This is a genomic window from Pseudaquidulcibacter saccharophilus (assembly GCF_019455445.1).
Classification (GTDB): domain Bacteria; phylum Pseudomonadota; class Alphaproteobacteria; order Caulobacterales; family Aquidulcibacteraceae; genus Pseudaquidulcibacter; species Pseudaquidulcibacter saccharophilus.
The window spans coordinates 443,025-469,915 of the sequence record NZ_JAHWUS010000002.1 but is presented as its reverse complement, the minus strand read 5'-3'; the positions used below and the strand labels follow the sequence as shown (position 1 = coordinate 469,915).

The following is a 26,891-nucleotide window of genomic DNA, read 5'->3' as shown; positions in this document are numbered from 1 at the left end:
TTTGGTTAATATGTTTGATATAAATTAGCTACTTATGGACGATAATCAGAACCTAGGAATTTTATCGGAAGTAAGAAATGCAATTGGGGTTGAGCAATTAGACCCCAATATGCTTTCGCGCGCAAATATAAACCCTAAAACAGGTTTTGCCACAGATTATTTGAACGTATTTAACGAAGCTGTGATGTTATTCGGGCTTTTAGGCGATATGCCAGAAATAATTGAAGAATTAGAAATCTGGGAATTTCTTGACTACAAAGAACACTTTCGTAGATCTAGTTTTCAGGCCAAAGACCTTGCCATTGCAGTTTATGATTTAATTGCAGAAGATGTCCGTGCGACTTTTGACAATAATAGTCGTGAATTAGGTGAAATGATCAAAAACGCTATTACCGAGGCAAAAGATTTAATTGCGCGTGGTGAAAATTTAACTGATTTTTCGCAATATACATGCTTTGAATTGCAATCATGCATACTTATTCTTGATGGTATGATTCACGGTAATGATAATGCCAATACCAATGCGCAGAATAATGTGGATGCGTTGTTTGATTAACTAGCCATTGTTTAATTATGCCGCTTCTTCAATCGCCGCATATTTTGGCAAAACAATATTGACGCGCGTACCGACCCCAACTTTTGATATTATATTTATACTGCCGCCATGCATTTCGGCAAATGCGCGACATAACGCAAGGCCAAGACCGGTTCCTTGTGACGCCTTTGCATGATCATTTTCAACTTGTTCAAAAGCATATCCAAGACGTGGTAAATATTTTTTATCAATGCCTATGCCGGTATCAATTACTGATAAAATCATATTATCGCCGTCTTCACGAGTGCGGACTAATATACGACCACCAGAATTGGTAAATTTAATTGCATTAGATAATAAGTTAATAACAATCTGTCTCACAGCACGTTGATCAGCCTGAATTTCATCATTATCATCAAGGTCTGTTTCCACGATTATGTTTTTCTCCTCAGCACGCATATCAAGCATATGGATTACTTGAGAGATAGTCTCTGAGAGAGAAATATTTCGTGGATTAATATTGAATTTGCCCGCCTCAATTTTTGCCATATCAAGCACATCATTGATTAACTCAAGGAGATGACGACCGCTTGAGAGTATTGATTTCGAATATTCAGCATATCGTTTATCACCGAGCGGTCCATATAGTTCATCGGCCATAATTTGTGAGAAACCATTTATGGCATTAAGTGGTGTTCTAAGTTCGTGGCTCATGTTTGCAAGAAAGCTACTTTTTGCGCTTGAAGCTTCTTCTGCACGAACTTTTTGAGCTTCATAACTTTTGGCAAGTTTTAATGCCTCTTCTCGTGATGCATTAATTTCTTTCGTGGCATCTTGTAACTTTCTTTCTGATGCCTCCATTGCAGCTTCTGTACGCTTATGATTACTTATATCTAAGCCAATTGAAATCATACGACCGCCACGGGTCTTACGTTCAACCATTTTAATCCAAGTGCCGTCTTTTAATAATAATTCTTGGGCACGCTTATCGTTAACATCGCTTTTCTGAGAAACAACAGCTTTAGCGGCAAGTTTTGAAACTTCGGAATATTTTTGTCCAGGAAAAATTTTCTTGTCTTCTAGTTCAAAACATTTTGCAAATTCATGGTTCCATGAAATCAATTTACCTTCTTCGCTCCAGACGGCAAAGGGGCCGGATATTGCTTCAATCACATCTCTTACACGGCCTTCAATTATTGATACTTTTGCTTTGTTACCAATTTGAGAAGTAACATCCATTGCAACACCTGTTAGCAATAATTGATTATTGCGCTTACTGGTTGGCGCAATTTTTCCACGCAATTGTATGTAATTAACAACCTGTTTTGTTTCAGGATTATCCTTCGATTTTAGTGCAAACTTTATTTTTACAACGATATCAATATTGCCAAATTTCGGTGCATTATTTAAAGCTTCACGAAGCTTTGTTCTATCATCTTGTGAAACAAGCGGCATGAATTCATCACCGCTAAATATACCTGATTTATTAAATCCAAATATTTTTGCGGAACGTGCAGATAAATAGACTTTATCATCGTACAAATCCCATTCCCATATTCCACATTTTGCACCTTCAATTGCAATCTTAAGCCTGCGTTCCGCATCACGAACTTTTGATTGTTGGTATTTGAAGTTTGCGGCTTGGTCTTTGATTACATATAAAATGCCAAAATAAGCTAGAATTGGCCCCATGAATAATAAGGCGTAATAGGATAAAAGCCTTATCATATATGAATTATAGATTGCTTTTGGCTTAAGGGTATAAATATAAAACCCAGATTGGGATAACTTAGTGCCAATGAAGTATTTTTCACCACTTAGAGAAGTTATCTCACCGGATGAATAGTCATTTGGGGTTCTATTTTTAAAATTTAAAGCCTGCCTTATGTCGCCAATTGAATTTAGCTTTAACTTATCTGATGCTGAAACTATATGCCCGTTTTTATCGGCTATAATAGCATAAGTATTAGGATTTAGCCCTAGATCCTTTGGTGCAATTAGTGTCGCCGTAATAATTTGACCATTTGGCTGTTTTATTGCCAATGCAGGTTTGTAATTTGTTTTCGAAAGTGCGATTGTTCCAAACCAACCGTCATTAGTTGCAAGAACAGCGGCTGCACTTAGGGCGTCAAGTACTACGCCACTTGCCGTAGAATTGTTTGTTGGCGCCCCGTAAGCGTCAAAAACACTTACATCGCTGATTTGAGGTAATGTAATCAAACTACCTGCGACACTATTACTGTCATTTAAAGAAGTGCCAGAAAGTCTTGCCTTAACTATCAAGAACTCACGGTCAACAATATTCCCGGCATTTTTCGCATTTTCAATAAGTTCGCCAGTGATATCAGATTTATAATTTGAAAGGTCGCTCTTTGCCTTTAGAGCGATAGCGGCGGCAAATATTGCGCAAATAACCAATGCAACAGCAACGGACCATTGCCAATTGCTATTTGCACTATGCTTTCTATGCCCCATATTCCCCACCGAATCTACTTTGCCCAAAGTTAATATAAACAAAGACTAACTTACTTGTCCATTTTAAAATAAATGGAGTAAATAAACTCATCTTTTCATATATTATCAAAAGATTAGATTGATTTGTTTATACTAGAAACAATTTCTTGCATTTGTTTTGAAATATTTTCACGCAGTAATCTTTCAAGATGTTGTTTTGCAATACTGCGTCTTTGCGGCTCAATTTTAACAACCCTTTCAAATGCGGTTGCTACTCGTGCTGCAACCATTGGGTTTATGCCGTCAAGTTTAATTAATTCATTTACAATTGTTTCGTAACCGCTACCATCAGCGCTATTGAATCCAACAGGATTGTTTACTGCAAAGCTTGCAAGTACTGAACGAACTCTATTCGGATTTGTTAAAACAAAATCAGGATGTACCAACAAATCTTTTAAACGCTTTACAGGGTTTCCAGATGCTGATGCAGCTTGATTGGAGAAGTATTTATCAAGCACGAGGTTATTCGATTTCCAATCATTATAGAAAATATTTAAGGCTTGTGACCAAGCATCATCACCTTTACGAGCAAGAGCAAATAGTAATGACATTTTGTCTGTCATATTATTTGCAGATTTAAAATATTCCAATAGCTCAGAAGAGCTATCGTCAAAACTTAGAAGATAAAAACATGCTGCTGCATAACTTCTAAGACCCGCACTTTTCGCATCTGGTGAATATTCGGCATCAAACTTATAATCTGCAATGAATTTTGAAATCTTATCCTTGTTTTGTTCATAAATAGATGTTGCCAACAACTCGCGCGCCGCAAATATATTTTCTGGATATGCATCGTTGCTTGCTTGAATTAAGTCGTTTGTTGCAGGCAATTGAAGCAATAATGCTGCATATGCATAATCATTTTGTGCAATATCAAACACATTATTATAGCAATTCATCAAAATCTTTGATGTGGAAAATTCCATATTATTTTTGACCGCATAGGCGCCAATTAGCAATTCCTTGCGGGCAATTGTTTGCAAAGATTCCCAGCGTACAAAAGTGTCATCATCATGTGCGGCAAGTATTGCCAATTCTTCGTTTGTATGGTCGCTAATCAATTTTACAGGTGCTGTAAATCCGCGTAAAATCGACAATACTGGTTTTTCATCAATTCCTTCAAATTCAATTAATGTTTCTTCGGTTGATAAATTTAAATGAATTGAATCAATATGTGTGCCTTCAAAGTCGAGAACCATTTTCTCACCATTTTTATTAAAGAAAGCCATGTCTAGTGGTATGGGAACCCATTCTTTAACTGGTTGGTTATTTGTTGGAGGCGTGTTTTGCGCTAACTTGATGGAGTAAGTATTTTCCACAAGATCTGTTTTAACATCTAAAATCGGCGTTCCTGCCTGCGAATACCATTTTTCAATTCCATCCAATGGGTCGTTTGAACTGCTTCTTAATGCTTCAAGCCAATCTTCAATGGTTGCAGCCTTGCCGTCATTGGTTTCGAAATATTTGATTGCCCCTTTGTTAAAATTACTTTCACCCAGAATATTTTGTGCAACACGAATTACTTCAGCACCTTTTTCATAAATTGTTGAAGTATAAAAATTATCAATCGATGCGTATTCATGTGGGCGAACAGAGTGTGCATTGGGGCCTGCATCTTCAGCAAACTGGCGAGCGCGTAATTGTATAACATCATGAATTCTTTGAACTGCGCGTGAACGTTGATCGGCGGAAAATTCTTGATCTCTAAATACCGTCAAACCTTCTTTAAGTGATAATTGGAACCAGTCACGGCAGGTAACACGATTTCCAGACCAATTATGGAAATATTCGTGGGCTATAACTCGTTCAATGTTTGCGAAATCAAAATCTGTTGCCGTTTGTGAATCTGCAACTAAAAGCGCAGAATTGAAAATATTTAGGCCTTTATTTTCCATTGCCCCGGCATTGAAATCACGAACCCCAACAACATTGAAAACATCTAAGTCATACTCACGTCCAAAGACATCTTCATCCCATTTCATAGACCTTATTAGTGCATCCATCGCATAGTCTATACGGTCAATATCAACGCTTTCTACATAGATGTTCAGCTTGACATTTTTGCCAGATAGCGTTTTAAAGTCAGCACTTTTATTCAATAAATTGCCGGCAACAATTGCAAATAAGTATGATGGCTTTGGCCAAGGGTCATTCCACTCTGCAAAATGATTTTCGCCAATTGTACCAGATGCAATAGGGTTACCATTAGCTAGCAAAATCGGATAAGTATCTTTGTTTGCTTCTAATCTTACAAAAAAACGTGACATGACATCTGGGCGATCTGGGAAGAATGTTATCCTTCTAAATCCTTCTGCCTCGCATTGAGTGCAAAGACTTTCACCAGAAAGGTAAAGACCGGATAGGGCTTTATTTGCCTCTGGCGAAATTGCAACCGTAGCTTCAAATGAAAACTTATCAGATGGTGGGGGAAAACGAAGTGTATCGTTAGAATATGTATATTCAGTGGTATCTAAAAGCCTTCCGTTGAGCTTCAATTCAATTAATTCTAAATTCTCACCATCAAGTGAAACATATTCTGGAACCTCATCATTTTTATTTAATGCAAATTCCAACTTGCTCTTCACAATTGTCCGCTTCTTATCAAGTTCAAATGATAAATTAGTTTGCAAAATTGAATATGGATAAGGGCGATAGTCTTTAAGTTGAATTTTTGCTGGTGCTTGGTTTGGCATGAATATAAATTGTCCCGTTAAAGTGACCAAAAAGGCCATTAAAATGATGATTGGCAAAATGTAAACATAATAAATTAACCAAAATACTGTCTAATCTATATCTGTTGTATTTTACAGGATTAAAAAATGGCAAGTCCAAACAATGGAAATGACTTTTTAAAAGAGCTTCGTGAACAATTATCAAACTTAAAGTCAGAAGCACAGGCTAATCATGCAGCTTCAGAGAGTGATTCTCATTCTGCTACGGTACAAAAAAGCTTTGCGGCAAATGCTAATCCTGAACCACCAATGTTCAGAAATGACGAAAGTCTAGCGGCAACAATGCTTCGTGCTACAAATGTGCAAAATATGCATACTTCAGGGCCACAAAATATTGAGCCTAACCAGAATAACGGTGAAGCTGTAAATCGCCGCGAAGTTATAATTGATAAACCGCTCAACGAGCGCCAAATTGTTGACGTAATTGCCAGCGATTTGCAAAAAACAGCTGAAACCATTGATGCAGTTAGCGAAAGACGTAATCGCCAACAAGCAAAGTCACGTTCAATTGGCAATGTGATTTCTTGTAATGGTTCACGCGTATTCATTTGTGCAAATTCGGATGCCGGTGATCCCAATAAGAACATTTGGTCTATTGGACAAATGATTTCAATTGTAACCAGCAAAGCACGTGTTGTAGCGATGGTTCGTGAAATTAACGCTGATAAGGGCGAATGGACCGATGGGGAAATAAATTCTATTATTATAAAAGCTGATATTGTTGGCGAAGTATTAGATATTGAAGATGGGCGTCCAAAATTTAAACGCGGTATTAGTGAATATCCATGGGTTGGCGCAATTGCACATAAAATAAGAACAAGAGATTTAGAATCAATATTTGATATTGGCGAACGTAAAGGCGTTGAAATCGGTAAACTAAGCCAAAATGAAGAAATTAGCGCATATATAAGTGTGGACGACATCCTAAAACGACACTTTGCAATTGTTGGTACAACTGGTGTTGGTAAATCATGTGCAGTTGGTCTCGTTGTTAATAAAGCAATGGCTGCAGAAGAAAATCTTCGTGTAATAATGCTTGATCCACATAATGAATTTGAAGGTGCTTTTGGCGATAAATCCCAATCATTGGATCAAAGCAATCTAGAAATTCCATATTGGATTTTAAATTTTGACGAATTAGAAGATGTCGTCTTTAGAGGCATGATTCATATTGAAGAAAGCACAATTCTTCGGGAATTAGTGTTAATTGCGAAAAGGATTCGTGCGCAACAATCACAAGATGACGCTTTGTTAAAAGGAACTTATAACATTGGATCAATAAATATTGACACACCTGTTCCTTATCGCCTTACTGATGTTTATAAACAAATTGATGATATCTTAGGTCAATTAGAGCCGCGCTTTAGCCGCATCTTGCTTAAAAACATAAAGCTAAGGCTTGAAATGTTGGAAGCAAACCCACGCTATAAATTTATGTTTGGTTTTAATGGCAATGATGATAGTTTGCCGCGCATTATTTCAAACATTTTCAGATTGCCAGCAAATGGCAAACCAATGACAACAGTAAATCTTTCAGGCTTACCTAGTGAGGTTATTAATTGTGTTGCTTCGGTTCTTGCGCGTTTGGCTTTCGATGTTGCACAGGCGAGTAGGGGCGCAATTAAAGTATTATTGGTTTGTGAAGAGGCGCACAGATATGTTCCGGCCGATCGTGCCAATAGTTTTGAACCAACAAGGCGTGCAATTGCAAGAATTGCAAAAGAGGGGCGTAAATATGGATGCGCAATTGCAGTAATTACACAAAGGCCAGGGGAACTAGATTCAACAATACTTTCACAATGTTCTACTGTGTTTGCTATGCGTCTTGCGAACGAAAATGACCAAGCCATTATTAAATCTGCGCTTGCCGATTCATCGGCATCTGTTGTTTCATTCCTTGCGGCTCTTGATAACCGCGAAGCAATCGCATTCGGTGAAGGTGTTCAAGTTCCAATGCGTTTATATTTCAACAATTATGATATTGCTAAATTACGTAATGAATTCGGCGTAGGTAAAGTTAATATTCTAAAAGCTGACGAAGTGGATGCCTTAAATCTAACTAAAGCAATGCGTGGATTATCTACCCAAGAAAAATATGAAAACAGTAAAACGGTAATTCCAAAAGATACAAGCAATCACGATGTTCCGCAGAATGCATTGCTGAAGAAACCTGTATCTGAGGTTTTGAAAAACGATCTCTACATGAAGGAAATAGCAAATCAGAGACAAGCTGGATTAATCCGCAAGCCTCTTTTTCCAGATAGGAGTTAATACTCCAAGGTAATCTTTTTAACGTTTTGTCAATGTTTTAAAAATTAACAAAGTCTAAACCCCTGTTTTACAGGGGTTTTTGTTTATTTTATTACTATAAGATTAATTGCATTTATGCATTTTTGATAACCTTTCGATAACCGAAACACCCGAATGTTTAGAAATAAAGACGGGAAATATTAAGTGCAAACTAAAAGAATCAATATCAAAAATGTCGCTTCCAACCAAAATATGGATGAGATTTCGCTTGTGCAATTAGAGCACCAACGTGCACAACAAGATTGTTGGAAAACACTGTTAGTTGTTAATCAGTATATCAATCTTAATAATGTTGAAGTGCTTCAATTAATGGGCGACAATATGGGGGCGTATATTGCGCTTTTGGCACGACAATTTCCAACACTTAATTTTGAATATGACACTATAACTGAATGCAAAAATTCTAGTCGTGTATTATGGATTAACACTGAAAAAGACTTTCATGAATTTCATGACAGCCTAGAATTTGCCGATGCCGTCATAATTACGCATAAGGCAGAAGAGGCCAAAAATATAATAACACTTATTGATGGATTTGCACGGATCGGTGCGGTGCGTGATGTTGGCAATTCATATGCACTTTCTATCTTTGGACGTGGGCTTATGCGTGATATATTCAAACCCAAGGTGCGCGGTTAACGCATCATGGATAAAATATGGCTTCATCACTTATTAAAGGCACATTTATAAAAATATGGCATGTGATTGATTGGTGTAGAGCTAGATTTAACTCTATAACTAATCATCCGCGTGTTACCACATTTGGTTCATTGTTGATATTTTTGATAGCGCTTTTTATAATCAATAAAGAGCTAAGTAATTATACAATTGACGACATCGTTGAAGCATTCGGCGATTTTCATAAATTAAATGCCTTCATTGCCGTAGTTTTTGCGTTTGGTGCGTATTTAGCGCTAACATTTAATGACAGATTATGCCTTGATATGATTGGAAAAAGGCTAAGCTATTCCAAATCAATACGTGGTGGACTTGCATCATATGCACTTGCAAAAACATTGGGTTATTCATGGGCCGTTGCATCAACTGCAAGAGCAAGACTTTATAAAAAATGGGGACTTGATAATTCTGAGGTTGGCGCATTATCTATGACAACTGGGACCGGTGTTCAAATTGGTTCTCTTACATGTGCTGCAATAGGTCTTTTTATAGGTGCACCTGAAATAGCAAGGCATGGGCCATTTGATGCAGTATTTTGGTGGATACTTTCTCTAATATTATTTTTGCCAGCTATTTTATGGCTTTGGTTCTGTCATAGTGACAGGGCAAGTTTCAAATGGGGTAACACACGCATATTCTTGCCTACTTTTAAGGGCGGTGTGGGGCATTTACTTTTAGTAATGTTAGATAAAATTGGCGCAGCCGCATGTTTGTATCTAATGTTACCCGATTATGGTGGCTGGAATTTTCCGCCATTTTTGGCAGTATTTGTTTTGGCTGGCCTATTAGGTGCATTGTCTGGTGCGCCTGGTGGCTTGGGTGTGTTCGAGGCCGCTATCTTAACAATGGCACCTAATTCGCAAAATACACCGGGTGCAGCGGTAGCACTTTTGATTTATCGTCTTGCATACAACATAATTCCTTTGATTGTTGCGACAATAATCCTTGGAATTGATCATGCCGCACCAGTTGCAAAGCCTGCTGCAAAAGTTGTAAGAAAAATTGGGACAAGGGCAATCAATGCCGCACCGCAATTGCTTTCATTATTGGTATTCATTGCTGGTTTTATTCTAATTGCGTCATCTGCTACGCCAGTATTTTCAACCCGTTTTATAAAACTTGAATCATATTTAGGGCCGAATTTTATTGAATTTAGCCATGCTTTCTCAGCAATAATCGGCATGGCTTTAATGATATTATCCAATTTTTTATGGCGTGAAAGCCGCACTGCTTTTTACATGGCAACTTTTCTTCTTGCTCTTGGTGTAATTAATGCCTTGTTCAAAGGGCTTTCTTATGAAATTGCCGCCGTAACTGGTTTGGCATTAGTTTTGATGATTGCTTTTGAAGGCGAATTTATGCGTAAATTTGGACGAGGCGGATTTAAAATTTCATATAGATTTTTGGCTGCTATTATTGGTTCCATGGCAAGTATAGCTTGGATGTCATATTTTGCATTTTCAGACGTTAAGTTTACATTTGGCATGTTGTTCGAAACTGGTGTTCACGCGCATGCATCACGTGCTATGCGTGCTTTAATTGCCGCTGGAGGGACATTTGTTATTGGTCTTTTAATATTATGGCTTTTTGGCGAAGAAACCGAAGAATTAGAGGCAGATTTCGATTAACATTGGCTCATTAAGCGTTAAGGCGTGCTGGAGAATATTATCTAATTCATCACAAGCACTAACGCTTTCCGCGCGCATCCCCATACCTTCGGCAATTTTAACAAAATCTAGCGATGGTGTCTCAAGTGAAAGCATTTCACGCGCAGTATCACCAACTGCGCCTGCACCGGTACGCTCCATTTCAATATTTAATATTTTATAGCTACGGTTTGCAAAAATAAATGTAATAATCGGCAGTTTTTCACGAACCATGGTCCATAATGCCTGAATATTATACATAGATGCACCATCACCAAGAAGGGCAAAAGTTCTGCGATTTGGGCACGCCATTTGTGCGCCAATTGCCAATGACAAACCTTGACCAATCGCACCACCAGTTAAAAACAACCAATCATGATCATTGGCATTTTTTGTTTCTGTATAAATTGGTAACCCACATGTTACAGCATCATCAGAAATAATTGAATCTTTTGGTAAATGACGGGCCAATATTTTACCTATTTTATAGGCGTTTATTTTGCCTTCAGGTAGCGGTATATCGGACGTATCAATTTCATTTGATGAGGCAGTTTTTAAGCCAAGTTGCTTTGCCAATGTTTCAATTGCAGCTTTGGTATTTTGCTGCCTTGTCGAAAGTTCAATTACCGCTGTTTCATCTGGCACAAGATTGCTTGGCGTATTCGGGTATGCAAAAAACGCAACCGGACTTTGTGTGCCGGCAAGAACTAACAAGTCGTGTTTTTGAAGATCCTCAACAGCCATTTCAGCAAAATATAGCATCTTATCAGGATGAAATATATTTCTTCCACGTTTTTGACGTGCCGGAAAAGTATCAATCAAAACACGAATTCCGTATTCAGAAATTGCACCTAAAATTCCTAGGGTATTTTCATCATAAAGTGAATCACCACCAACTAAAATTGCGGGCGTTTTAGCCGACTGAATTGCATCGTAAACAGTTTGAATTTTACCTTCTGCAACATTTGCAATTGATATATCAGAAGGCTTTTGTAATGCCACGCCATCATTACCCCATGCACTGTTAGCAGGTAATAAAACTGAAACAGGCGAGGCGGGTGGCGAAATAGATTTTACATACGCTTTCATCGCAACTTCACCCGCAATAGCAGGTGTTTCAACAACGCCAATAAACGAGCTATGTGGCTTAACAAGTGTTTCGATATCGCTAGTAAGTGGTGCGTCAAGATCGCGATGATAGGTTGCGTGATCGCCAATAACATTTATCATTGGCGAATATGCACGCATCGCATTATGAATGTTTGCAAGCGCATTACCGTAACCTGGACCTAGGTGTAAAAGCGTCATGGCAGGTATACCAGTCATCCTTGCGAAACCATCAGCTGCACCAGTTGCCACACCTTCAAAAAGGCATAATACTGATTTTATTCGTGGTTCATTATCAAGCGCCTGCACAAGATGCATTTCTGAAGTGCCTGGATTGGCAAAGCAATGAGTAACACCACAATTTGCAAGTGTTTCAACAAGGGCATTAGCGCCAGATTTAAGCTCTGTCTTAGACATTTAAAACTATTGTTCCCCCGCAATTTTTATATAAGTCTTTAACAGCCTCAAAACGTGTTTCACGACACCTTGACTGGTTCACGTATCCTTTGTCAGTTATCTCAGCATCTTCAATTGACGGGACGCCATCTAATATCAAAAATTTTGTTATTTTTCTTGTTGCTGACTTTCCCTTAAACTCTGCTTCATATATTTCTTTGAGGCGTGATTTAATATCATTGCCTTCTTCGATGATTATTTTACAGCGTGCAGCATTCAAGAATAACAACGCTCCAATTTCATTTTCACCTTCACCGCAAATAACTGCATCGCTTACTAGACCATGTGCACAATTAACGATTTCAGTACGTAAATTGCCAACTTGAACAAATGAACCATTGCCAAGTTTAAACTCTTCGGCAATACGACCATCAAATTTTAAACCTTTTTCTGGGTGTTCAGGGTCATAAAATTTAAGCGCATCCCCCAAAAGGTAATAACCTTCATCGTCAAAAGCCTCTTTGGTTTTTTCTGGGTTGTTAACATAATATGGCAATATTGCAGGGCTTTTAATGCGAACTTCCATTTTATCATTATGTGGTACTAATTTTAGAACGACACCCGGAACCGGAAGCCCAACAAGCCCCATAGTATCATTTGGGAAATGTACAGTACATGCGGTCGGTCCTGTTTCAGTAGCGCCATAACCAGCGGCAACAGAAATGATATCACCACGAACTTTGCGAACCACATTTTGTAATCTGTTGTATAGTTCTTGGGTTAGTGCGGCACCGCCATATTGCATTAATACCAAATTGCCAAACAGGGCATTTGCCAATTCAGCGTCTTTTTCGAGATATTCAGCAAGCAATGACCAGCCAATCGGCACAGTGTTATGATAATTGGGTTTGATTTCTTTGATATTGGCAATTGTTTTAATTATACCCTCTGGTGTTGGACTTCCGTCATCAATCCAAAGAGTATCACCAGAATCTGTAAGCATATTTAAAACAGCATTTCCGCCCAGTGAATGCGACCACGGAAGGTGATTAATCATAATCATTCCATCTGGCCACATTTCTTTTTCTTTTACAGGGTCAAAAGTTGCCTTAATTTGTGATGCATTTTGTGTAAGGTTATAATGAGAAATACCAACCGCCTTTGGCAGTCCAGTTGAGCCAGATGTTAGCAATATTTTGCACAAGCTTTGTGGGTCAATTGCGTCAATATCAAATTGTTTTTCAGTATCTTCAATATTATCAATAATGATAGTTTTATTATTTTGTGTGGTAACGTTTTTTGTGAAAATATATTCAACAGTGTTTTCCAACCAATTTGGGATGTGATTGAACTTTTCGCCTTCGCAAAACACTGCTTTTGCTTTTAAAAGCCCCAAAATGTCATTTAATCGCCCCGCATCTTTTGCTTTTAACGAATATGCAGGTGTAATGGGTGCAGGCACAGCGCCAATAATTGGTAATGCATAGGTTAAAAATGCGTGGGTCAATGAGTTTGGCGAAACAATGCCAACAATATCACCTTGCCCAATGTATTTAGACAAAAATGCCGCAAGGCTGTTTATAATCTTATAGCCTTGTGCATACGTTACTTTTATCCATTCATTACCTTCTTTGCCACAGAGCCAAAGCTTATTTGGTTGCGTCTGTGCATGCATACGAATTGGCACCACAACATTTTCAAATGTTGCACGCATGGGGTTGGGATTGGTAACAAGAAGAGCACCATCGGCGCGTTTCTCAACATTAACACGAGTAGGTAAAATATATGGCGTTGGTAGCATTTATTTTTTCAAATTTTCCTGAAATTGAATCGGTTTCCCTTTACCACTAGCAATTATTTCACCATTTGTCATAACAATTTCACCACGTACAACAGTATGTGTTGGAAAGCCCTTTGCCATAAACCCGTCAAAAGGGGTCCATTTTGATTTAGAAACAATGCTATCATTTGTTATCAATTGCTGTTTTTTAAGGTCCACAATCGTTATATCAGCATCATAACCCAATGCCATTCGCCCCTTGCCAGCAATTCCAAAAATACGATTTGGACCATGACATAATAAATCAACCAAACGCAATAGAGATAATTTTCCTTCGTTTACATAAGTCAGCATAACAGGAAGCATTGTTTGCACGCCTGGTGTACCAGATGGTGAAGATGGATAAGGCTTTTGTTTCTCTTCAATTGTATGTGGCGCATGATCCGACCCTAGAACATCAACCAAACCATTTTGCACTGCCTGCCATAATGCATCATAATGATGTTTTTCGCGGATTGGTGGATTTTGTTGGGCATATGTACCAATTTTATTATAAATATCAGGACCATAGAAAGATAAATGGTTTGGCAAAACTTCAACAGTAACCAAATCTTTATGATCTTTAAGAAACTGCATTTCTTCAAAAGTTGATACGTGCAATACGTGGATACGTTTTTTATATTGACGAGCCAATCGTACAAGGCGCTGTGTACATGTAAGGGCGGCAATATGGCTTCTTGCTTCATAATGTGAAGAAGGGTCGCCTGCACGTATTTTTGATTTATCTTGTTCTAAAATAAATTCATCTTCTGAATGAAATGCCGCACGGCGATTAATTTTTGAAAGTATGCGACCAACGTTTTCATCATCTTTTACTAAAAGACTACCGGTGGATGAACCCATAAATACTTTAATACCTGCGCAACCTTCATGACGTTCAAGGTCCGCCAATTCATCGATATTATCATTGGTTGCACCTGCATAGAATGCGTAATCACAAGACATGCGCCCCGAAGCACGATTTAATTTATCATCAAGCGCTTCATTAGTTGATGTAGTTGGGTTTGTATTTGGCATCTCAAAGACCGCAGTAACACCGCCAAGAACCGCTGCATTGGCGCCGGTTTCAAGATCCTCTTTATATTCAAGCCCTGGTTCACGGAAATGAACTTGTGAATCAATTACGCCAGGAAGAATATGCAGACCTTTGGCATCAATGATTTTTTCTGCATGCGCCGTTTTAAAATCACCAATTCCTACAATCTTGCCATCTTTGAAAGCAATATCGCCTTCACCGATACCATTGTGGTTAACCAATGTGCCGTTTTTAATAATTGTATCAAAAGTCATTTTATCCGCCTTTAAGGCAAATTAAACTCAAGCTTGCGGCCAGGCAATTCTGCCATTATTTCAAGTCGCTTTTGTTCTGAATACTTGGTCCAATTGCCAATTTCATCAATATTTCTGTAACAGCCAAGACAAAGCCCAGTATGTTGGTCAATGTGACAGACCAAAATACAGGGCGATGAAATTGTTTTGTTCAATTTATTACTAATCTAGTTAAATCCAACAGGCATTAATTCAACGATACCGTAAAGGGCACCGATTTCAACAACAAGGCTTAAAGCCTCTTTAACATTCAAATTATCAAGGTGATGGCGTGATTTAGTGAACCCAAAAAACACAAGTGTCGAGATTGCAATCCCAATAACCGCACCAATAACTGGTAAGTAAAATTGTAGGCCAGATGCAAATAATAATGCAGCGCCACCAATTGCAGCACCAACAACCATAGAAGTTGTCGCATCAACTTTTGAAGGCTGTGCAGATGAATTATCGGAACTAAATGCCATCAATTGCACTTGTGCCGCACGCCCTAATGCCGCGCTGGCGATTAACCCCATACCTGCAGCCCATGGTGTTGCAAGTTCACCAATCAAAAAGATTTTAAGCAACATCATAATCATTGTTGCAAGTGTTCCGGCAGCTACGCCAGCCGACTCATCATGTCCATTTTGATCAGCTGATGGGTGAGGGCGTAGTGAAATCACTTTTGAGAAGCCAATTTCTTGCGAACCACCAGTTATAAGCAATTGTGCGCCAACCGCCATAACAGCGGCAAGATAAACCGGACTTCCGGTCATTGAACTACCGACAAGATATGCAAAAGCTCCGACAACACCGGCAATTAAACCAACAACAGGTGCAGCACGGTAAGCTTTACCAATTCGTTTCAACTTGTCTTCACCATCTTCTGGCAGGGTTGAAAGGCTAGTTGTAACCGGAAAGCGAGTAAGAACAGATAAACAAATTTTTACATCTTCAAATAGTGATTTTGGCATCTTGTGACCTTATTAGTTATTTTATTTACACAATAATCTAGCCCGCAAAAAATGCAAATGTATATTTTGCAAGAATATGTTGCTTATATGCAATATAAGATAATTAATTTTTATTATTTTTTATAAAAATTGAAATAATTATCGAAATTACCATCAATAATATAATAAGTGCCGAGGTCTTTAAGTTAAATAAATGACCAATTATAGTGCCGATTATTGCACATATAATGCCGAATATGATTGCTACAATAAACTGCGACTTTATTGATTTTGCCCAGATGATTGCAAATGCTGATGGTCCAATAATTATTCCAACTGCCAAAAGTGTCCCAACTGCTTTAAATGCTGCAACACCAATTAATGCAAGAATTGCATAAAAAATCTGTCTTGCGATTACTGTTGAGTTTAATCCAATTGAATATTCTTTATCAATTGTATCAAGCAAAAGTGGTTTAAAAATTATTGAAATTGCAATTACGGAAACAACACTTATAACCAATGTGAATATCAGTGTTGTATTTGATATTGTTGAAATATTGCCAAACAATAAATCATCAAGATGGACATCACCATGCCCTGAATCAGCGATTAATAAACCAGTTGCCAATGCACCAAGATAAAATATTGCAAAATTTGTATCTTCACCAATGCGCGCAATTTTTGGCATTTTAGCCGCAAGTAAAAATAAAATCACGCCAGTGATTGTAGCACCAATTAATATCGCCCAATCTGAGTTATGGCCAATAATTGCACCCAATGCGGCACCGGGTAAAATCGTGTGCCCCATAGCATCAGTAACTAATGACATCTTGCGGTTTATTAGAAAAAAACCAATTGGCGTTGCACCAATAATTAGTGCAATTATCGTTATAATTGCGTATGTTAATTGTTGATCGTAAATAGCCATATCAACTTCCCACGAGGGCACAACCGGCAAGTGCGCAATCTTTGTTGTGGGACTTCATTTTTTCTTCCCAATGAGCATTAGTGCCATCAAGCGTTAGAAAGTGATCAAATTCAAGTGTCAATCGTTCATCATGAACTGAGACAATAATGATCTTTCCAAGCTGTTTCCAATCAGAAATTTTCTTAATCAGGATGTTTCTACTAGAATTATCTAGATATGCAAAAGGTTCATCAAAAAGTAAAACTTGCGGGTTTTGCAAATCTATTCTCACCATTTGCAACCGATTAAGTTGTCCCCCCGATAATTCATTTAATGGGGTGTCAATTATTTTATCAAGATCATATTCCGCAAAAGTATTTTCAAATTTAGTTTGTGAAATTTTACCTTTAAGGCTTAATTTTACGAATTCAGATGCACTTATACCAATATCCGAAACAATATTAGATGATTGTGGTAAATAACCTATATCACTTGATTTAAGCAGATTGCCATTGAACAAAATTCCCCCTGAGTTTGGCTTTTGTCGCAGGGCCAAGGTTTTTAATAACGTTGATTTACCTGCACCATTACATCCCATTATAGCTAAGCTATCGCCAGATTTTAGTGAGGCGTTAAGATTACAAAATAATGTTTTTTGTTCGTAACCAATTCCTAGGTTAATAAATTCAAGCGTCATTAATATACCAAATAAGTGTTATAATATATCATTTAGCAACGCTATGCCAAATTATCAAGCATTGGCATTGATAATATAACTATATCACTGCTCTTCTGGTGGTGTTTGTAATGCTTCGGGTGCAATGTTAACTTTAAAAAATGGTGCTGGCTTTGTGCCACGTGTTAAGTCGTTCAAGATATCAATTGGCGCGCTATCTTTATTAAGTCTCGCGCGGTAAACTTGGATATTTTCCATAACACGTTGAACATAGTTTCTGGTTTCCGAGAATGGAATCATCTCGACCCAATCAATTGCCGTATCGGGGTCAACTTCGCGAATTTCGCCATAGGTATCAATCCATTGTGACGATCTTCCAGGACCCGCATTATAACTGATAATAGCAAGGACATATGAGCCGTTAAATCTTTCCACCAAATCTGCAAGGTGAGCAGAGCCTAGTGTTAGGCTGTGTTGCGGGCGTGATATTAGCCATGAAGTATCATGTGGAATACCCATTTTATTTGCTTGAGAGCGTGCTGTTGATGGTAAAAATTGCATTAGCCCCAATGCACCAGCACCAGATTTTGCGCTTTCATTAAATTCTGTTTCTTGGCGCGTAATCGCAAGTGTAAATGCATCTTCTGCCTGATGATAACCGTCAATTCTTGGAATTGGAATGATAGGGAAGGCGGCTTCAGTGGCAATAATACCGCGGTTAAGACCGGCCTTAGCAACACGAATACCAACTAAATTTTCACCCTTTGAACGTGCATATTCGCTCAATGCTTGGTGCTCACCATTAGTTTTTAAAGTATCATCCAATGCGAAAGCAAATCTCACAAAAAGTGAGCGTTCACCCATATCAGAAAATGCGGTTGCGATTTTCATTAGTGGGTTTGTATTAAGCTGTTTTATATCTTCCTTACTTGCCCTTGCTTCATGAGGTAAGCTTAAAATTGCCTTTTGACCACGCTCTGCCGCTAGGCGCGCCGCTGAAAGCTGTCCATAATAAAACGTCGGGTAAACAAGTGCTTTTGTATAGTATGCATCGGCTGTTTTTTTATCGCCATTGGCTTCAAATGTGCGACCCAGCCAATAATAAGCCCGTGACTTGCTCATTGAAGTCTCAACAGCTTTATCGAGGGCGTTGAAATGTTTTAGGGCTTGGTTTGGATTGTTTAAAAATCTAAGCGAAATCCAACCGGCAACAAACTCTGCATCGGCGAATTTTTGCCCCGAGCTTAAGCCGTGTTGCGATACAATTTTATATGCATCATTATAGCGTTTGGATCTTAAAGCCTCAATAAGTAGGATACGGCGTTCTTTCCAAATATCCTCTTGCGCAGATTCAGGAAGTCCGTTTGAATCGATTTTCAAAAGAAGATCTAAAGCTTCTGCATTTCTGTCTTGTTTACGAAGATTTACAACCCTTGCGTATAGAATCCCACGGTCATCAAGTGCGGAACCACTAATAACTGCACCTTCTTCATTGGCAATACCAAGGCGCGCATTAACATTTACCCGCCCTTGGTCTGTCATAAACGGAAACAATGGCTTTGCTTGTGTTGCCCGATCATTCCAAATTAAAAGATCTACGCGTTTATCAAAATCTTCTGGGCTAAGATATGATTGATAGATGCTTAGGTAATTTGCCTGTTTTTTTGAATCAAACTTGAAATTACGCCACGCCTTTGAAATATATGATTTTGCCTCGTCTGTTTGACCTTTTGCAATCAATGCAGATGCCAAAGAAAGCATACCTTCACCCGTTATAGGGCCATTGTTTTTAAGGCCAACCTCAGTACGTTTTAAAAAATCAATTTTTTGTTGTGGAGAAAGTGCAAAATTATCAATTTGCATTTCGGCACGCATTCTAACATCTGAAATTCCCGGATAGTAATTTAATTCTCTTAAGGCCTTATCAAAGTCAAAAAACGTGGCATCAGATGATGGGTCAGTAACAATCATCCATAATAATGCAGATTTAACATAGTCATCTTGTGCAATAGAATATAATCGTCTGACTTCACCCCAATTCCTTGCACGTTCTGCCGACAATCCTGCTTTTATGGCTTCAAGCGGTGATGACGGAATGAATGGTGTCATAGGTACACTTACCGATGTTGGAATATCGGCAGGAATATTTATTGGTCCATTCATCGGAACCGGAACAGATGTCGGAACATCTTGATCCTGCGCTAAGGCATAAGACGCAATAAAAAGGCTTGAAAAAGCACAAAATGAAGCAAGTCCATTTTTATAAGAACGGGCTTTTGGGGTCATTCTATTCTCCAGAAGGCGCTTTAACCGTGTTTCGACCTTTAAGGCAAGTGTAATAGCTACAAATCAATTACTACTAAGTATTAATGACAAAATTCTTGCCATTTAACTGTTAAAGTGCTTTTAAGAAAAAATGACAAACCTCGATTCACCATTATTTTCCGGCGCAATTACTGCACTTGTTACACCATTTAAAAATGGGAAATTAGACGAAAAGTGCTTCCAAGACTTGTTGGAACGCCAAATAAACTTGGGCATTAATGGTGTTGTTCCAGTTGGGACAACAGGTGAAAGCGCAACTTTGAACGACAAAGAGCATTGGCGTGTTTTTGAGTTAGCTGTCGAAGTTTCAAACAAACGCGTTCCAGTTATTGCTGGTTGTGGTTCAAATGATACAATTGCAGCAATTGAACATACTGAAATGGCAAAAAAGCTAGGTGCTGATGGTGCGCTTCATGTCGCGCCATATTATAATAAACCTAATCAACGCGGCATTATTGCGCATTTTAATGCAATTTGTGATGCTGTTGATTTGCCGATTGTTGTTTACAATATTCCGGGGCGTACTGGTATTGATATATTACCAGCTACGTTGGGTGAAATAGCAAAGCATAAAAATATTGTTGCACTAAAAGATTCCGCCGGTGATCCGTCACGCACAGTTCTTAATTATGCCGCGTGTAAAGAAGGTTTTACGGTTTTATCAGGTGACGATAATCATAATCTTGGCTTTGCTGCATACGGCGCAAAAGGTGCAATTTCTGTATTATCAAATATTATGCCTAAAGAAGCTGCGGAGTTTCAAACGCTCGTTAAAAATGGCAATTTTGCAGCTGCACGCGCCCTTAATGCCAAAATTGATATTTTACAAAGGGCGATTTTCACCGAGCCTGGTTTGGTTTGTACAAAATGGGTTATGGCTGAGATGGGTCTTTGTTCTCCTGAAGTACGCCTGCCATTAGTTGAAATTTCTGACGAAAGCAAAAAAATCATCAAAGATGCGATGATTAAAGCAGGGCTTTAATGTCAGCAGATCAAAAGAAAATTAATGCACGAATGGCGGCAAGGAAACATATTGCCGAAAACCGACGTGCACGTTTTGATTATTTGATTGAAGACACATTTGAAGCAGGAATTGTTTTAACTGGTACAGAGGTTAAATCGCTTCGTATGGGAAAGGCAAATATTGCTGAATCATACGCTAGTGCTGAAAATGGCGGGATATGGCTTATAAATTCTTATATTGCCGAATATGGACCCGCATCACGCTTTAATCACGAACCAAAACGTCATCGTAAATTATTATTAAAAACAAAAGAAATCAATAAATTAGTTGGCGCAATTGAGCGCGAGGGAAGAACCCTTGTACCATTAAAAATGTATTTTAATGAAAAGGGGCTTGCGAAGCTTGAATTGGCTCTTGCACGTGGTAAAAAATCTCACGATAAACGTGAAGCAACTAAAGACCGTGAATGGAAAGTAGAACAGGGACGTCTTTTAAGAAAAGATATATATTAAGGGATTTAAAATGGCTTTGAAAGCAATCATTGATTCAATTTATCAAGCATTAGAAAACGATAATCAGGATTTAGATATAAAAATTTCAGAGCTAAAATCAGCTATGAAAGAAAACAACATTAAAGAAGCTGAATTTGAGGCTGCTAAACTTGCACAAAACAACCGCCAAGGGCGTAAATTGATGCAGGCATATTTCCGTCAACGCGGCGTGTCGGTTAAATTTATATAACATTGGCACTAGTTTTGCTTGATTAAACGTTGTGCAGATTATTGTCTGCAATTGAAACGTTATATTGGGCATAACATGAAGTTTACGTCACTAAATCATTTTTTAATTGTAATTATATCAATTGGTGGCAGTTACGCATATACCATGCGTGATCAGTTAAGCTCTGATATAACATCATTTAACTACGCAATAAATAATATTAAAACTTCATTCATTAACTATGGTGACAGAGTAAAAGTTGCAATTTCACCATTGCTTAACAATGCAAATTTCAATGCTGCAGTTAATATAAACAAAGATTTTGCCCTTAAAGGTTTTATTGACACACAATCTTCTGTTGTTCTTATAAAAGATAATATAGAACCTTCTGACAAGATAACACATAAAGTTAAATAAAATTTTATCGATTATTAAACCCAATTTTATTCATTATTAGATATTTTGCCATTCCAAAGAGGGCAATATGTTTTATTTATTTGTTCCATCAAAATGGAAATTGCGTTTATTGGTATTAGATTGCATAATTTTAGCTTTTACGCTGGTGCAATTTGCAAACCATTTTGATGCACTAACCAAACCGCAACCTCAGGCGCAAACTGAAAACACAACCCAAAATTCTGCAAGCGATGCAGCACAAAATAATGAGGTTGACATTAGTGATGAGGCAGTAATTAAAGCGTTTGACGAAGCTTCACAAAAAATTAAAGATAATACAAACGAATAAAGCCTTTATTTATTAATTTTAATGGAATTTATAATCATTAATTAAGCATCTCATAATATAATTACCCATAGGTATGGAGGATTTCATGTCTATAAAAGGGGCGGTGCAATTATTTATCCTATTACTATTGTTGGGTTCCTGGTACGCTTATTACGTTAAGGTGGAACTTAATCAGCAATTATTCCCAGGACTTGGTTTCTAAATATTGCACTAAATTATTTCGCGTAAAAGTAGATATATAAATGATAACAATTAAACTTTAATTATTTTACGCTGTAATAATTGTAGTAGAGAGGGGGAGATATGTCTGTAAAAGCTTTCATGCAATTCATTCTCCTGATTGTCATTACGGGCGGAGGTTACGCATATTATATGCGTGATCAGATTCATTTTGACTTCGATAAAGATGACACAAAAATCATAAGCCCATTATCACCACGCGAAGGTGATGATACCTTACAAGATGCTAGTAGTGAATTAAGAAAAGAACCTAAATTTGATAGTGGCGATAAATTTATGGACTTCAATAAAAAGGCTTATTACGACATTCGTACCGATTTAAGTAATAACAAAATCACTGAAGAAGATGCTAAGGAACGTATAAAGGTAATAAAAGATAGAATTCTTAGAACTAATGGCATTGACCCAAGTATAGATTTTTATAAACGTAGCGCTGAAGAAAAAGATAAAATAACTAATCTATTATCTGATTTTGACCCAGATATGTCACAGAGGCAACAAGATATCGCAACGGATAAAGCGATAGATAAAGCTAGTAATTATTATAACAAAATTGGTCTTGCCGCAAAAATTGCCGCTTTTTTTAGTCCTAAAGACTCACAAATCGGAATTACCGCACAGAAAATCCAAGCAGAAAACGATAAAATTCAAAAAAACATTGAAATTCGCAATCAAATTAGAACCATCGAAGAAAGTAATGAAGACGAATATACAAAAACAGTAAGAATTGGAAAACTTACTAAAGATGCGCAAGATGATGTAAACTAATTCACCCCCAGCTTTCCAAATCTCGTTTAGCGCGTTTTGTTACTTCAAGTTTTTTTGCTTTATCTCTTTCTTTGCCTTTTACCTTTTTAACTTCGTTCATAGCCTCTTGGTCTAATTCTGGAAAAAGGCCAAAATTAACATTCATTGGTTGGAATGTTCCTTTTTTACCCTCAACATGACCATTTGTAACGTGGTTTAAAATTGCACCCAATGCAGTTGTGATTGGCGGCGCACTTAATTTTTTATCCAAAACTTGTGCCGCAGTAAAACGTCCTGCCAAAAGCCCAATAGCTGCGCTTTCGACATATCCTTCACAGCCTGTAATTTGACCAGCGAACCTAAGATTTGGTTTTGACTTCATTCTTAATTCTTCATCCAAGATTTTAGGAGAATTTAAGAAGGTATTTCTATGTATGCCGCCAAGTCTTGCAAATTGTGCATTTTCAAGACCTGGTATCATTTTAAATATTTCAGTTTGCGCACCATGTTTAAGCTTGGTTTGGAAGCCAACCATATTATAAAGCGTGCCAATTTTATTATCTTGGCGTAGCTGCACAACCGCATAAGGTCTTGTGCCAGTGTGTGGGTTAATTAGGCCAACTGGTTTTAACGGGCCAAACCGCAACGTATCGACACCGCGTTCTGCCATAACTTCAACTGGCAAACATCCTTCAAAATATGGGGTACCTTCCCATTGTTTTATGTCTGCTTTTTCGCCCTCTAAAAGCGCATTTATGAAGGCATAATATTCATCTTTTTCAAGCGGTAAGTTAATATAATCTGCCCCATCGCCATCTGGCCCAACTTTGTCGTAGCGGCTCTGGTACCAAGCTTTTTCAAAATTGATACTTTCTTTGTAAACAATTGGCGCAATTGCATCAAAAAATGATAGCTCTTCTTCGCCGCTTTGCGTCAAAATTGACTTAGCAAGATTTTCAGATGTAAGGGGCCCCGTAGCAATAATTACAGGCTTATCACCAAATTCATCAATTGAAGAAATCTCACCATATTCAATTGTAACATTTGGATGGTCTTTAAGCCGTGCGGTTACACTTTGCGCAAATCCATCGCGGTCAACAGCAAGTGCAGAGCCGGCGGGAACTTTGTTCTCATCGGCACAAGCCATTATTATTGAATTGCACTTTCTCATTTCATAATGGATAAGACCAACGGCATTATAATCGCTATCATCTGAACGAAATGAGTTCGAACATACCATTTCCGCAAAATTGCCAGTATGATGCGCATCCGTAAGTTTATTCGGGCGCATTTCATGCAAAGTAACTTTTAAACCTTGGTTTGCAATTTGCCAGGTGGCCTCTGAACCTGCTAAACCAGCGCCAATAACGTGAATTTCTGTTGTATTTGTCATAGAGCCGATTTAGTCATTATTTATTACAAATGCGAGATATTGATTCAGTTAATCAGAAAGTATATTTGATGCTTAATAAATTTTCCCCATCCGAAGCTTCGGTATCGGTTTTTGAATTCACCAAATTACATCCTAAATTTGTTTTGCGCTATTCCTTGATTTATGGCGTATTTCAGGTGGTTTCAGTTCTTTTGTTGGCCGCAACTGGTTATTTTGGAATAATACGTAAAATGGCGGCAATGGGTAGTGCAACCCCATCTGAACAAGACATCTTAAGTGTTTTTAGCTCACTTAATTGGGTGGTTGTTGCAATAACCTTTATTGTAAGCATTGCATTTGGCACAATGGTTATGGCCATGGCATTACGCAAAACCGTTAATAATCAAGAAATTGGTTTTTATGGTCTTACATGGGGAAAAGACGAAAACAATTTGTTATTCGCAATGTTTATAGTTGCAATAATATATATCGGTAGCTTTTTTGCGGCTGGACTTCTGGGCGGTATTCTTGCAGCTGCTGGTATTGCAGTGGAATATGCAACCCCGGTTGTGATGGCAATTGTTACAGTTGCCATGATTTGGTTTGTAGTAGCCGTTTCGCAATATGGCGTTATTAGTATCGCAAATGGTAGATTTAAACTAAAAGAAGTAATGTCAGAAACCAAACCGCAATTTTGGTCGTATATGGGGGCATATGTGTTGGCGTTCATACTTGCAATGATTGCATCATTAATTATTCAAGGTTCGCTCGGTGCAATATTTGGGATGTCAACTTTTAACCCAGAAAATGCCAAAAATTTATTCCCAGAAAGCTTTGTTGCGGCCCTTCGCCCTAATTATATTCTTTATTATTTTTGCATGGGTACGTTTTCAGGTTTTATAAATCTTGCCTTTGTTTGCGTTGGTTCTTATGCCTATCACAAAAAGCGGGAAGGCATGCAATTAGATACAAATGAAGTTTAAATAAGCTAAAATTCAAAATCTGCGCTAACAGGAACGTGGTCCGACGCCTTTGGAAGGTCACGTTCGTCACGCCAAATTTTATATCCTTTTAAGCAATCTGCTGCATTCGGGCTTGCTAGCAAAGTATCTATATGGATACCAAAATTGCGCGCCCATGCGCCGCCTTGGTAATCCCAAAAAGTATATTGATGTGAACGACCATCTAAAGCCATAAAAACGTCTGTAAGGCCAATATTTTGCATTTCATGCCATTTGCCGCGTGCTTCAGGGCGGAATAATGCATCGCCTAGCCAGGCTTTTGGATCATAGCAATCCTCTTCGCGTGGGATAATGTTCCAATCACCACAAATAACAAAATTTTCTTCGAATTTGAGTAATTCTTTAACATGCTTATTTAAAGCATCCATAAATTTTAATTTATATAAGAATTTCTCACTTGGTTCGTCATTTTCATTCTTTATGGGATTACCATTGGGACAATATACACTTATTACACGAACAGATTTATTATTTGGCAAACTTATAATTGCTTCAATAAACCTTGCTTGCTCATCATCAAACTTTGGAATACCTTTGTTTTCAATTTCTATTGAATGTTTAGATAATATTGCAACGCCATTATATGACTTTTGCCCATAAACAAGGCAGTTATATCCAAGATTCTCAATTTGCTCATATGGAAAATTTTCATCCATACATTTTAATTCTTGAAGACACACAACATCAGGTGACGCACTAACAAGCCATGAAATTAAATTATTAATACGGGCATTAACGGAATTAACATTAAAGCAAGCGATACGTGTCATATAAATCCTAAACAGAAAATGAAATGCCGCATCCACATGAAGAGCGGGCATTAGGGTTCTTAACCCGAAAAGAAGAGCCAAGCAAATCTTCTACCCATTCTAGGCGCGCGCCTTCTAAAAATTCAATTGATGTTTCATCTATTAAAATACGGGCCTCGCCATTTTTAAATTCAATATCATCTTCATTTGGTGCTTCGGCAAGGCTAAAATCATATTGAAAACCCGAACAGCCGCCACCCTCAACAGAAATTCTAAAGGCATATTTTTTGTCGTTTTCTAGCATTGAATGTATGCGCGCCGCCGCATTATCGGCAATCAAGAATTGATGTTGATCTATTTCATTAGCTTGCGCCATAATTGATTCTCTTTTTGTTAACCGCTTTT

At 37.9% G+C, this 26,891-nt stretch carries 24 protein-coding genes; 11 read left to right on the top strand and 13 right to left on the bottom strand.

Annotated features, from left to right (window positions below; genetic code table 11):
• The first annotated feature begins 34 nt into the window (after positions 1-34).
• The gene (locus tag KXV15_RS07975) at positions 35-556 is read left to right on the top strand and encodes a hypothetical protein (protein WP_240007642.1); all 522 of its coding nucleotides are present in this window, start codon (positions 35-37) and stop codon (positions 554-556) included.
• A gap of 15 nt (positions 557-571) precedes the next feature.
• Here the strand turns inward: KXV15_RS07975 and KXV15_RS07970 are convergent, their stop codons facing one another.
• A complete protein-coding gene (locus KXV15_RS07970) occupies positions 572-3,037 on the bottom strand; it encodes a PAS domain-containing sensor histidine kinase (protein ID WP_240007641.1) in 2,466 nt (821 codons plus the stop codon).
• 86 nt (positions 3,038-3,123) lie between these two features.
• The gene (gene pepN, locus KXV15_RS07965) at positions 3,124-5,742 is read right to left on the bottom strand and encodes an aminopeptidase N (protein WP_240007640.1); all 2,619 of its coding nucleotides are present in this window, start codon (positions 5,740-5,742) and stop codon (positions 3,124-3,126) included.
• A gap of 126 nt (positions 5,743-5,868) precedes the next feature.
• Between pepN and KXV15_RS07960 the strand changes: the two genes are divergently transcribed.
• The 3 genes from KXV15_RS07960 to KXV15_RS07950 all read left to right on the top strand — a co-directional run bounded on the left by KXV15_RS07960 (position 5,869) and on the right by KXV15_RS07950 (position 10,397).
• A complete protein-coding gene (locus KXV15_RS07960; RefSeq protein ID WP_240007639.1) occupies positions 5,869-8,052 on the top strand; it encodes an ATP-binding protein in 2,184 nt (727 codons plus the stop codon).
• A 183-nt stretch (positions 8,053-8,235) separates the two neighbouring features.
• A complete protein-coding gene (locus KXV15_RS07955; RefSeq protein WP_240007638.1) occupies positions 8,236-8,730 on the top strand; it encodes a hypothetical protein in 495 nt (164 codons plus the stop codon).
• Between the two features lie 17 nt (positions 8,731-8,747).
• Positions 8,748-10,397, top strand: coding sequence for a putative bifunctional lysylphosphatidylglycerol flippase/synthetase (locus KXV15_RS07950; RefSeq protein ID WP_240007637.1), 1,650 nt, complete (start codon positions 8,748-8,750; stop codon positions 10,395-10,397).
• Here the strand turns inward: KXV15_RS07950 and KXV15_RS07945 are convergent.
• The 8 genes from KXV15_RS07945 to KXV15_RS07910 form a co-directional block, all read right to left on the bottom strand.
• A complete protein-coding gene (locus tag KXV15_RS07945) occupies positions 10,377-11,939 on the bottom strand; it encodes an acetolactate synthase large subunit (RefSeq protein WP_240007636.1) in 1,563 nt (520 codons plus the stop codon). The two genes, KXV15_RS07950 and KXV15_RS07945, sit on opposite strands and share 21 nt — an antisense overlap.
• Entirely contained in the window at positions 11,932-13,719 is a 1,788-nt protein-coding gene (locus tag KXV15_RS07940; RefSeq protein ID WP_240007635.1) for an AMP-binding protein, read from the bottom strand. The genes KXV15_RS07945 and KXV15_RS07940 overlap by 8 nt, the downstream gene beginning before the upstream one ends.
• Positions 13,720-15,048 carry a dihydroorotase gene (locus tag KXV15_RS07935; protein WP_240007634.1) on the bottom strand — a complete coding sequence of 443 codons (1,329 nt, stop codon included), beginning with the start codon at positions 15,046-15,048 and terminating at the stop codon, positions 13,720-13,722.
• Between the two features lie 11 nt (positions 15,049-15,059).
• Positions 15,060-15,212, bottom strand: coding sequence for a DUF1289 domain-containing protein (locus KXV15_RS07930; RefSeq protein WP_240007633.1), 153 nt, complete (start codon positions 15,210-15,212; stop codon positions 15,060-15,062).
• A 42-nt stretch (positions 15,213-15,254) separates the two neighbouring features.
• Positions 15,255-16,040: an adenosylcobinamide-GDP ribazoletransferase gene (locus KXV15_RS07925; RefSeq protein ID WP_240007632.1), complete on the bottom strand. Its 786-nt coding sequence runs from the start codon at positions 16,038-16,040 to the stop codon at positions 15,255-15,257.
• Between the two features lie 103 nt (positions 16,041-16,143).
• On the bottom strand, positions 16,144-16,947 hold the full coding sequence (locus tag KXV15_RS07920; protein ID WP_240007631.1) for a metal ABC transporter permease: 804 nt from the start codon (positions 16,945-16,947) through the stop codon (positions 16,144-16,146).
• 1 nt (position 16,948) lies between these two features.
• On the bottom strand, positions 16,949-17,623 hold the full coding sequence (locus KXV15_RS07915) for an ATP-binding cassette domain-containing protein (protein WP_240007630.1): 675 nt from the start codon (positions 17,621-17,623) through the stop codon (positions 16,949-16,951).
• 84 nt (positions 17,624-17,707) lie between these two features.
• On the bottom strand, positions 17,708-19,888 hold the full coding sequence (locus tag KXV15_RS07910; RefSeq protein ID WP_240007629.1) for a lytic transglycosylase domain-containing protein: 2,181 nt from the start codon (positions 19,886-19,888) through the stop codon (positions 17,708-17,710).
• A gap of 130 nt (positions 19,889-20,018) precedes the next feature.
• Here KXV15_RS07910 and dapA point away from each other — a divergent pair, with 130 nt between their 5' ends.
• From dapA to KXV15_RS07880, 6 genes are all read left to right on the top strand, one after another.
• Positions 20,019-20,909: a 4-hydroxy-tetrahydrodipicolinate synthase gene (dapA, locus tag KXV15_RS07905; protein WP_240007628.1), complete on the top strand. Its 891-nt coding sequence runs from the start codon at positions 20,019-20,021 to the stop codon at positions 20,907-20,909.
• Positions 20,909-21,403, top strand: a complete 495-nt coding sequence (gene smpB / locus KXV15_RS07900; protein ID WP_420830573.1) for an SsrA-binding protein SmpB — start codon at positions 20,909-20,911, stop codon at positions 21,401-21,403. Before dapA ends, smpB begins: the two co-directional genes overlap by 1 nt.
• A gap of 10 nt (positions 21,404-21,413) precedes the next feature.
• Positions 21,414-21,632 (top strand): hypothetical protein, encoded by a 219-nt coding sequence (locus KXV15_RS07895; RefSeq protein ID WP_240007627.1) that lies wholly within the window; start codon positions 21,414-21,416, stop codon positions 21,630-21,632.
• 144 nt (positions 21,633-21,776) lie between these two features.
• Positions 21,777-22,028: a hypothetical protein gene (locus KXV15_RS07890; RefSeq protein ID WP_240007626.1), complete on the top strand. Its 252-nt coding sequence runs from the start codon at positions 21,777-21,779 to the stop codon at positions 22,026-22,028.
• Positions 22,029-22,095: 67 nt separating this feature from the next.
• Positions 22,096-22,356, top strand: coding sequence for a hypothetical protein (locus KXV15_RS07885; protein WP_240007625.1), 261 nt, complete (start codon positions 22,096-22,098; stop codon positions 22,354-22,356).
• A 303-nt stretch (positions 22,357-22,659) separates the two neighbouring features.
• Positions 22,660-23,364, top strand: a complete 705-nt coding sequence (locus tag KXV15_RS07880) for a hypothetical protein (protein WP_240007624.1) — start codon at positions 22,660-22,662, stop codon at positions 23,362-23,364.
• A gap of 1 nt (position 23,365) precedes the next feature.
• Here the strand turns inward: KXV15_RS07880 and trmFO are convergent, their stop codons facing one another.
• Positions 23,366-24,736: a methylenetetrahydrofolate--tRNA-(uracil(54)-C(5))-methyltransferase (FADH(2)-oxidizing) TrmFO gene (gene trmFO, locus KXV15_RS07875; protein ID WP_240007623.1), complete on the bottom strand. Its 1,371-nt coding sequence runs from the start codon at positions 24,734-24,736 to the stop codon at positions 23,366-23,368.
• Between the two features lie 68 nt (positions 24,737-24,804).
• Here trmFO and KXV15_RS07870 point away from each other — a divergent pair, with 68 nt between their 5' ends.
• Entirely contained in the window at positions 24,805-25,698 is an 894-nt protein-coding gene (locus KXV15_RS07870) for a hypothetical protein (protein WP_240007622.1), read from the top strand.
• Positions 25,699-25,703: 5 nt separating this feature from the next.
• On the opposite strand, the gene xth is transcribed toward KXV15_RS07870, so the two are convergent.
• Positions 25,704-26,507, bottom strand: coding sequence for an exodeoxyribonuclease III (xth, locus tag KXV15_RS07865; RefSeq protein WP_240007621.1), 804 nt, complete (start codon positions 26,505-26,507; stop codon positions 25,704-25,706).
• A 7-nt stretch (positions 26,508-26,514) separates the two neighbouring features.
• A complete protein-coding gene (locus KXV15_RS07860; protein ID WP_240007620.1) occupies positions 26,515-26,862 on the bottom strand; it encodes a HesB/IscA family protein in 348 nt (115 codons plus the stop codon).
• Positions 26,863-26,891: the final 29 nt, after the last annotated feature.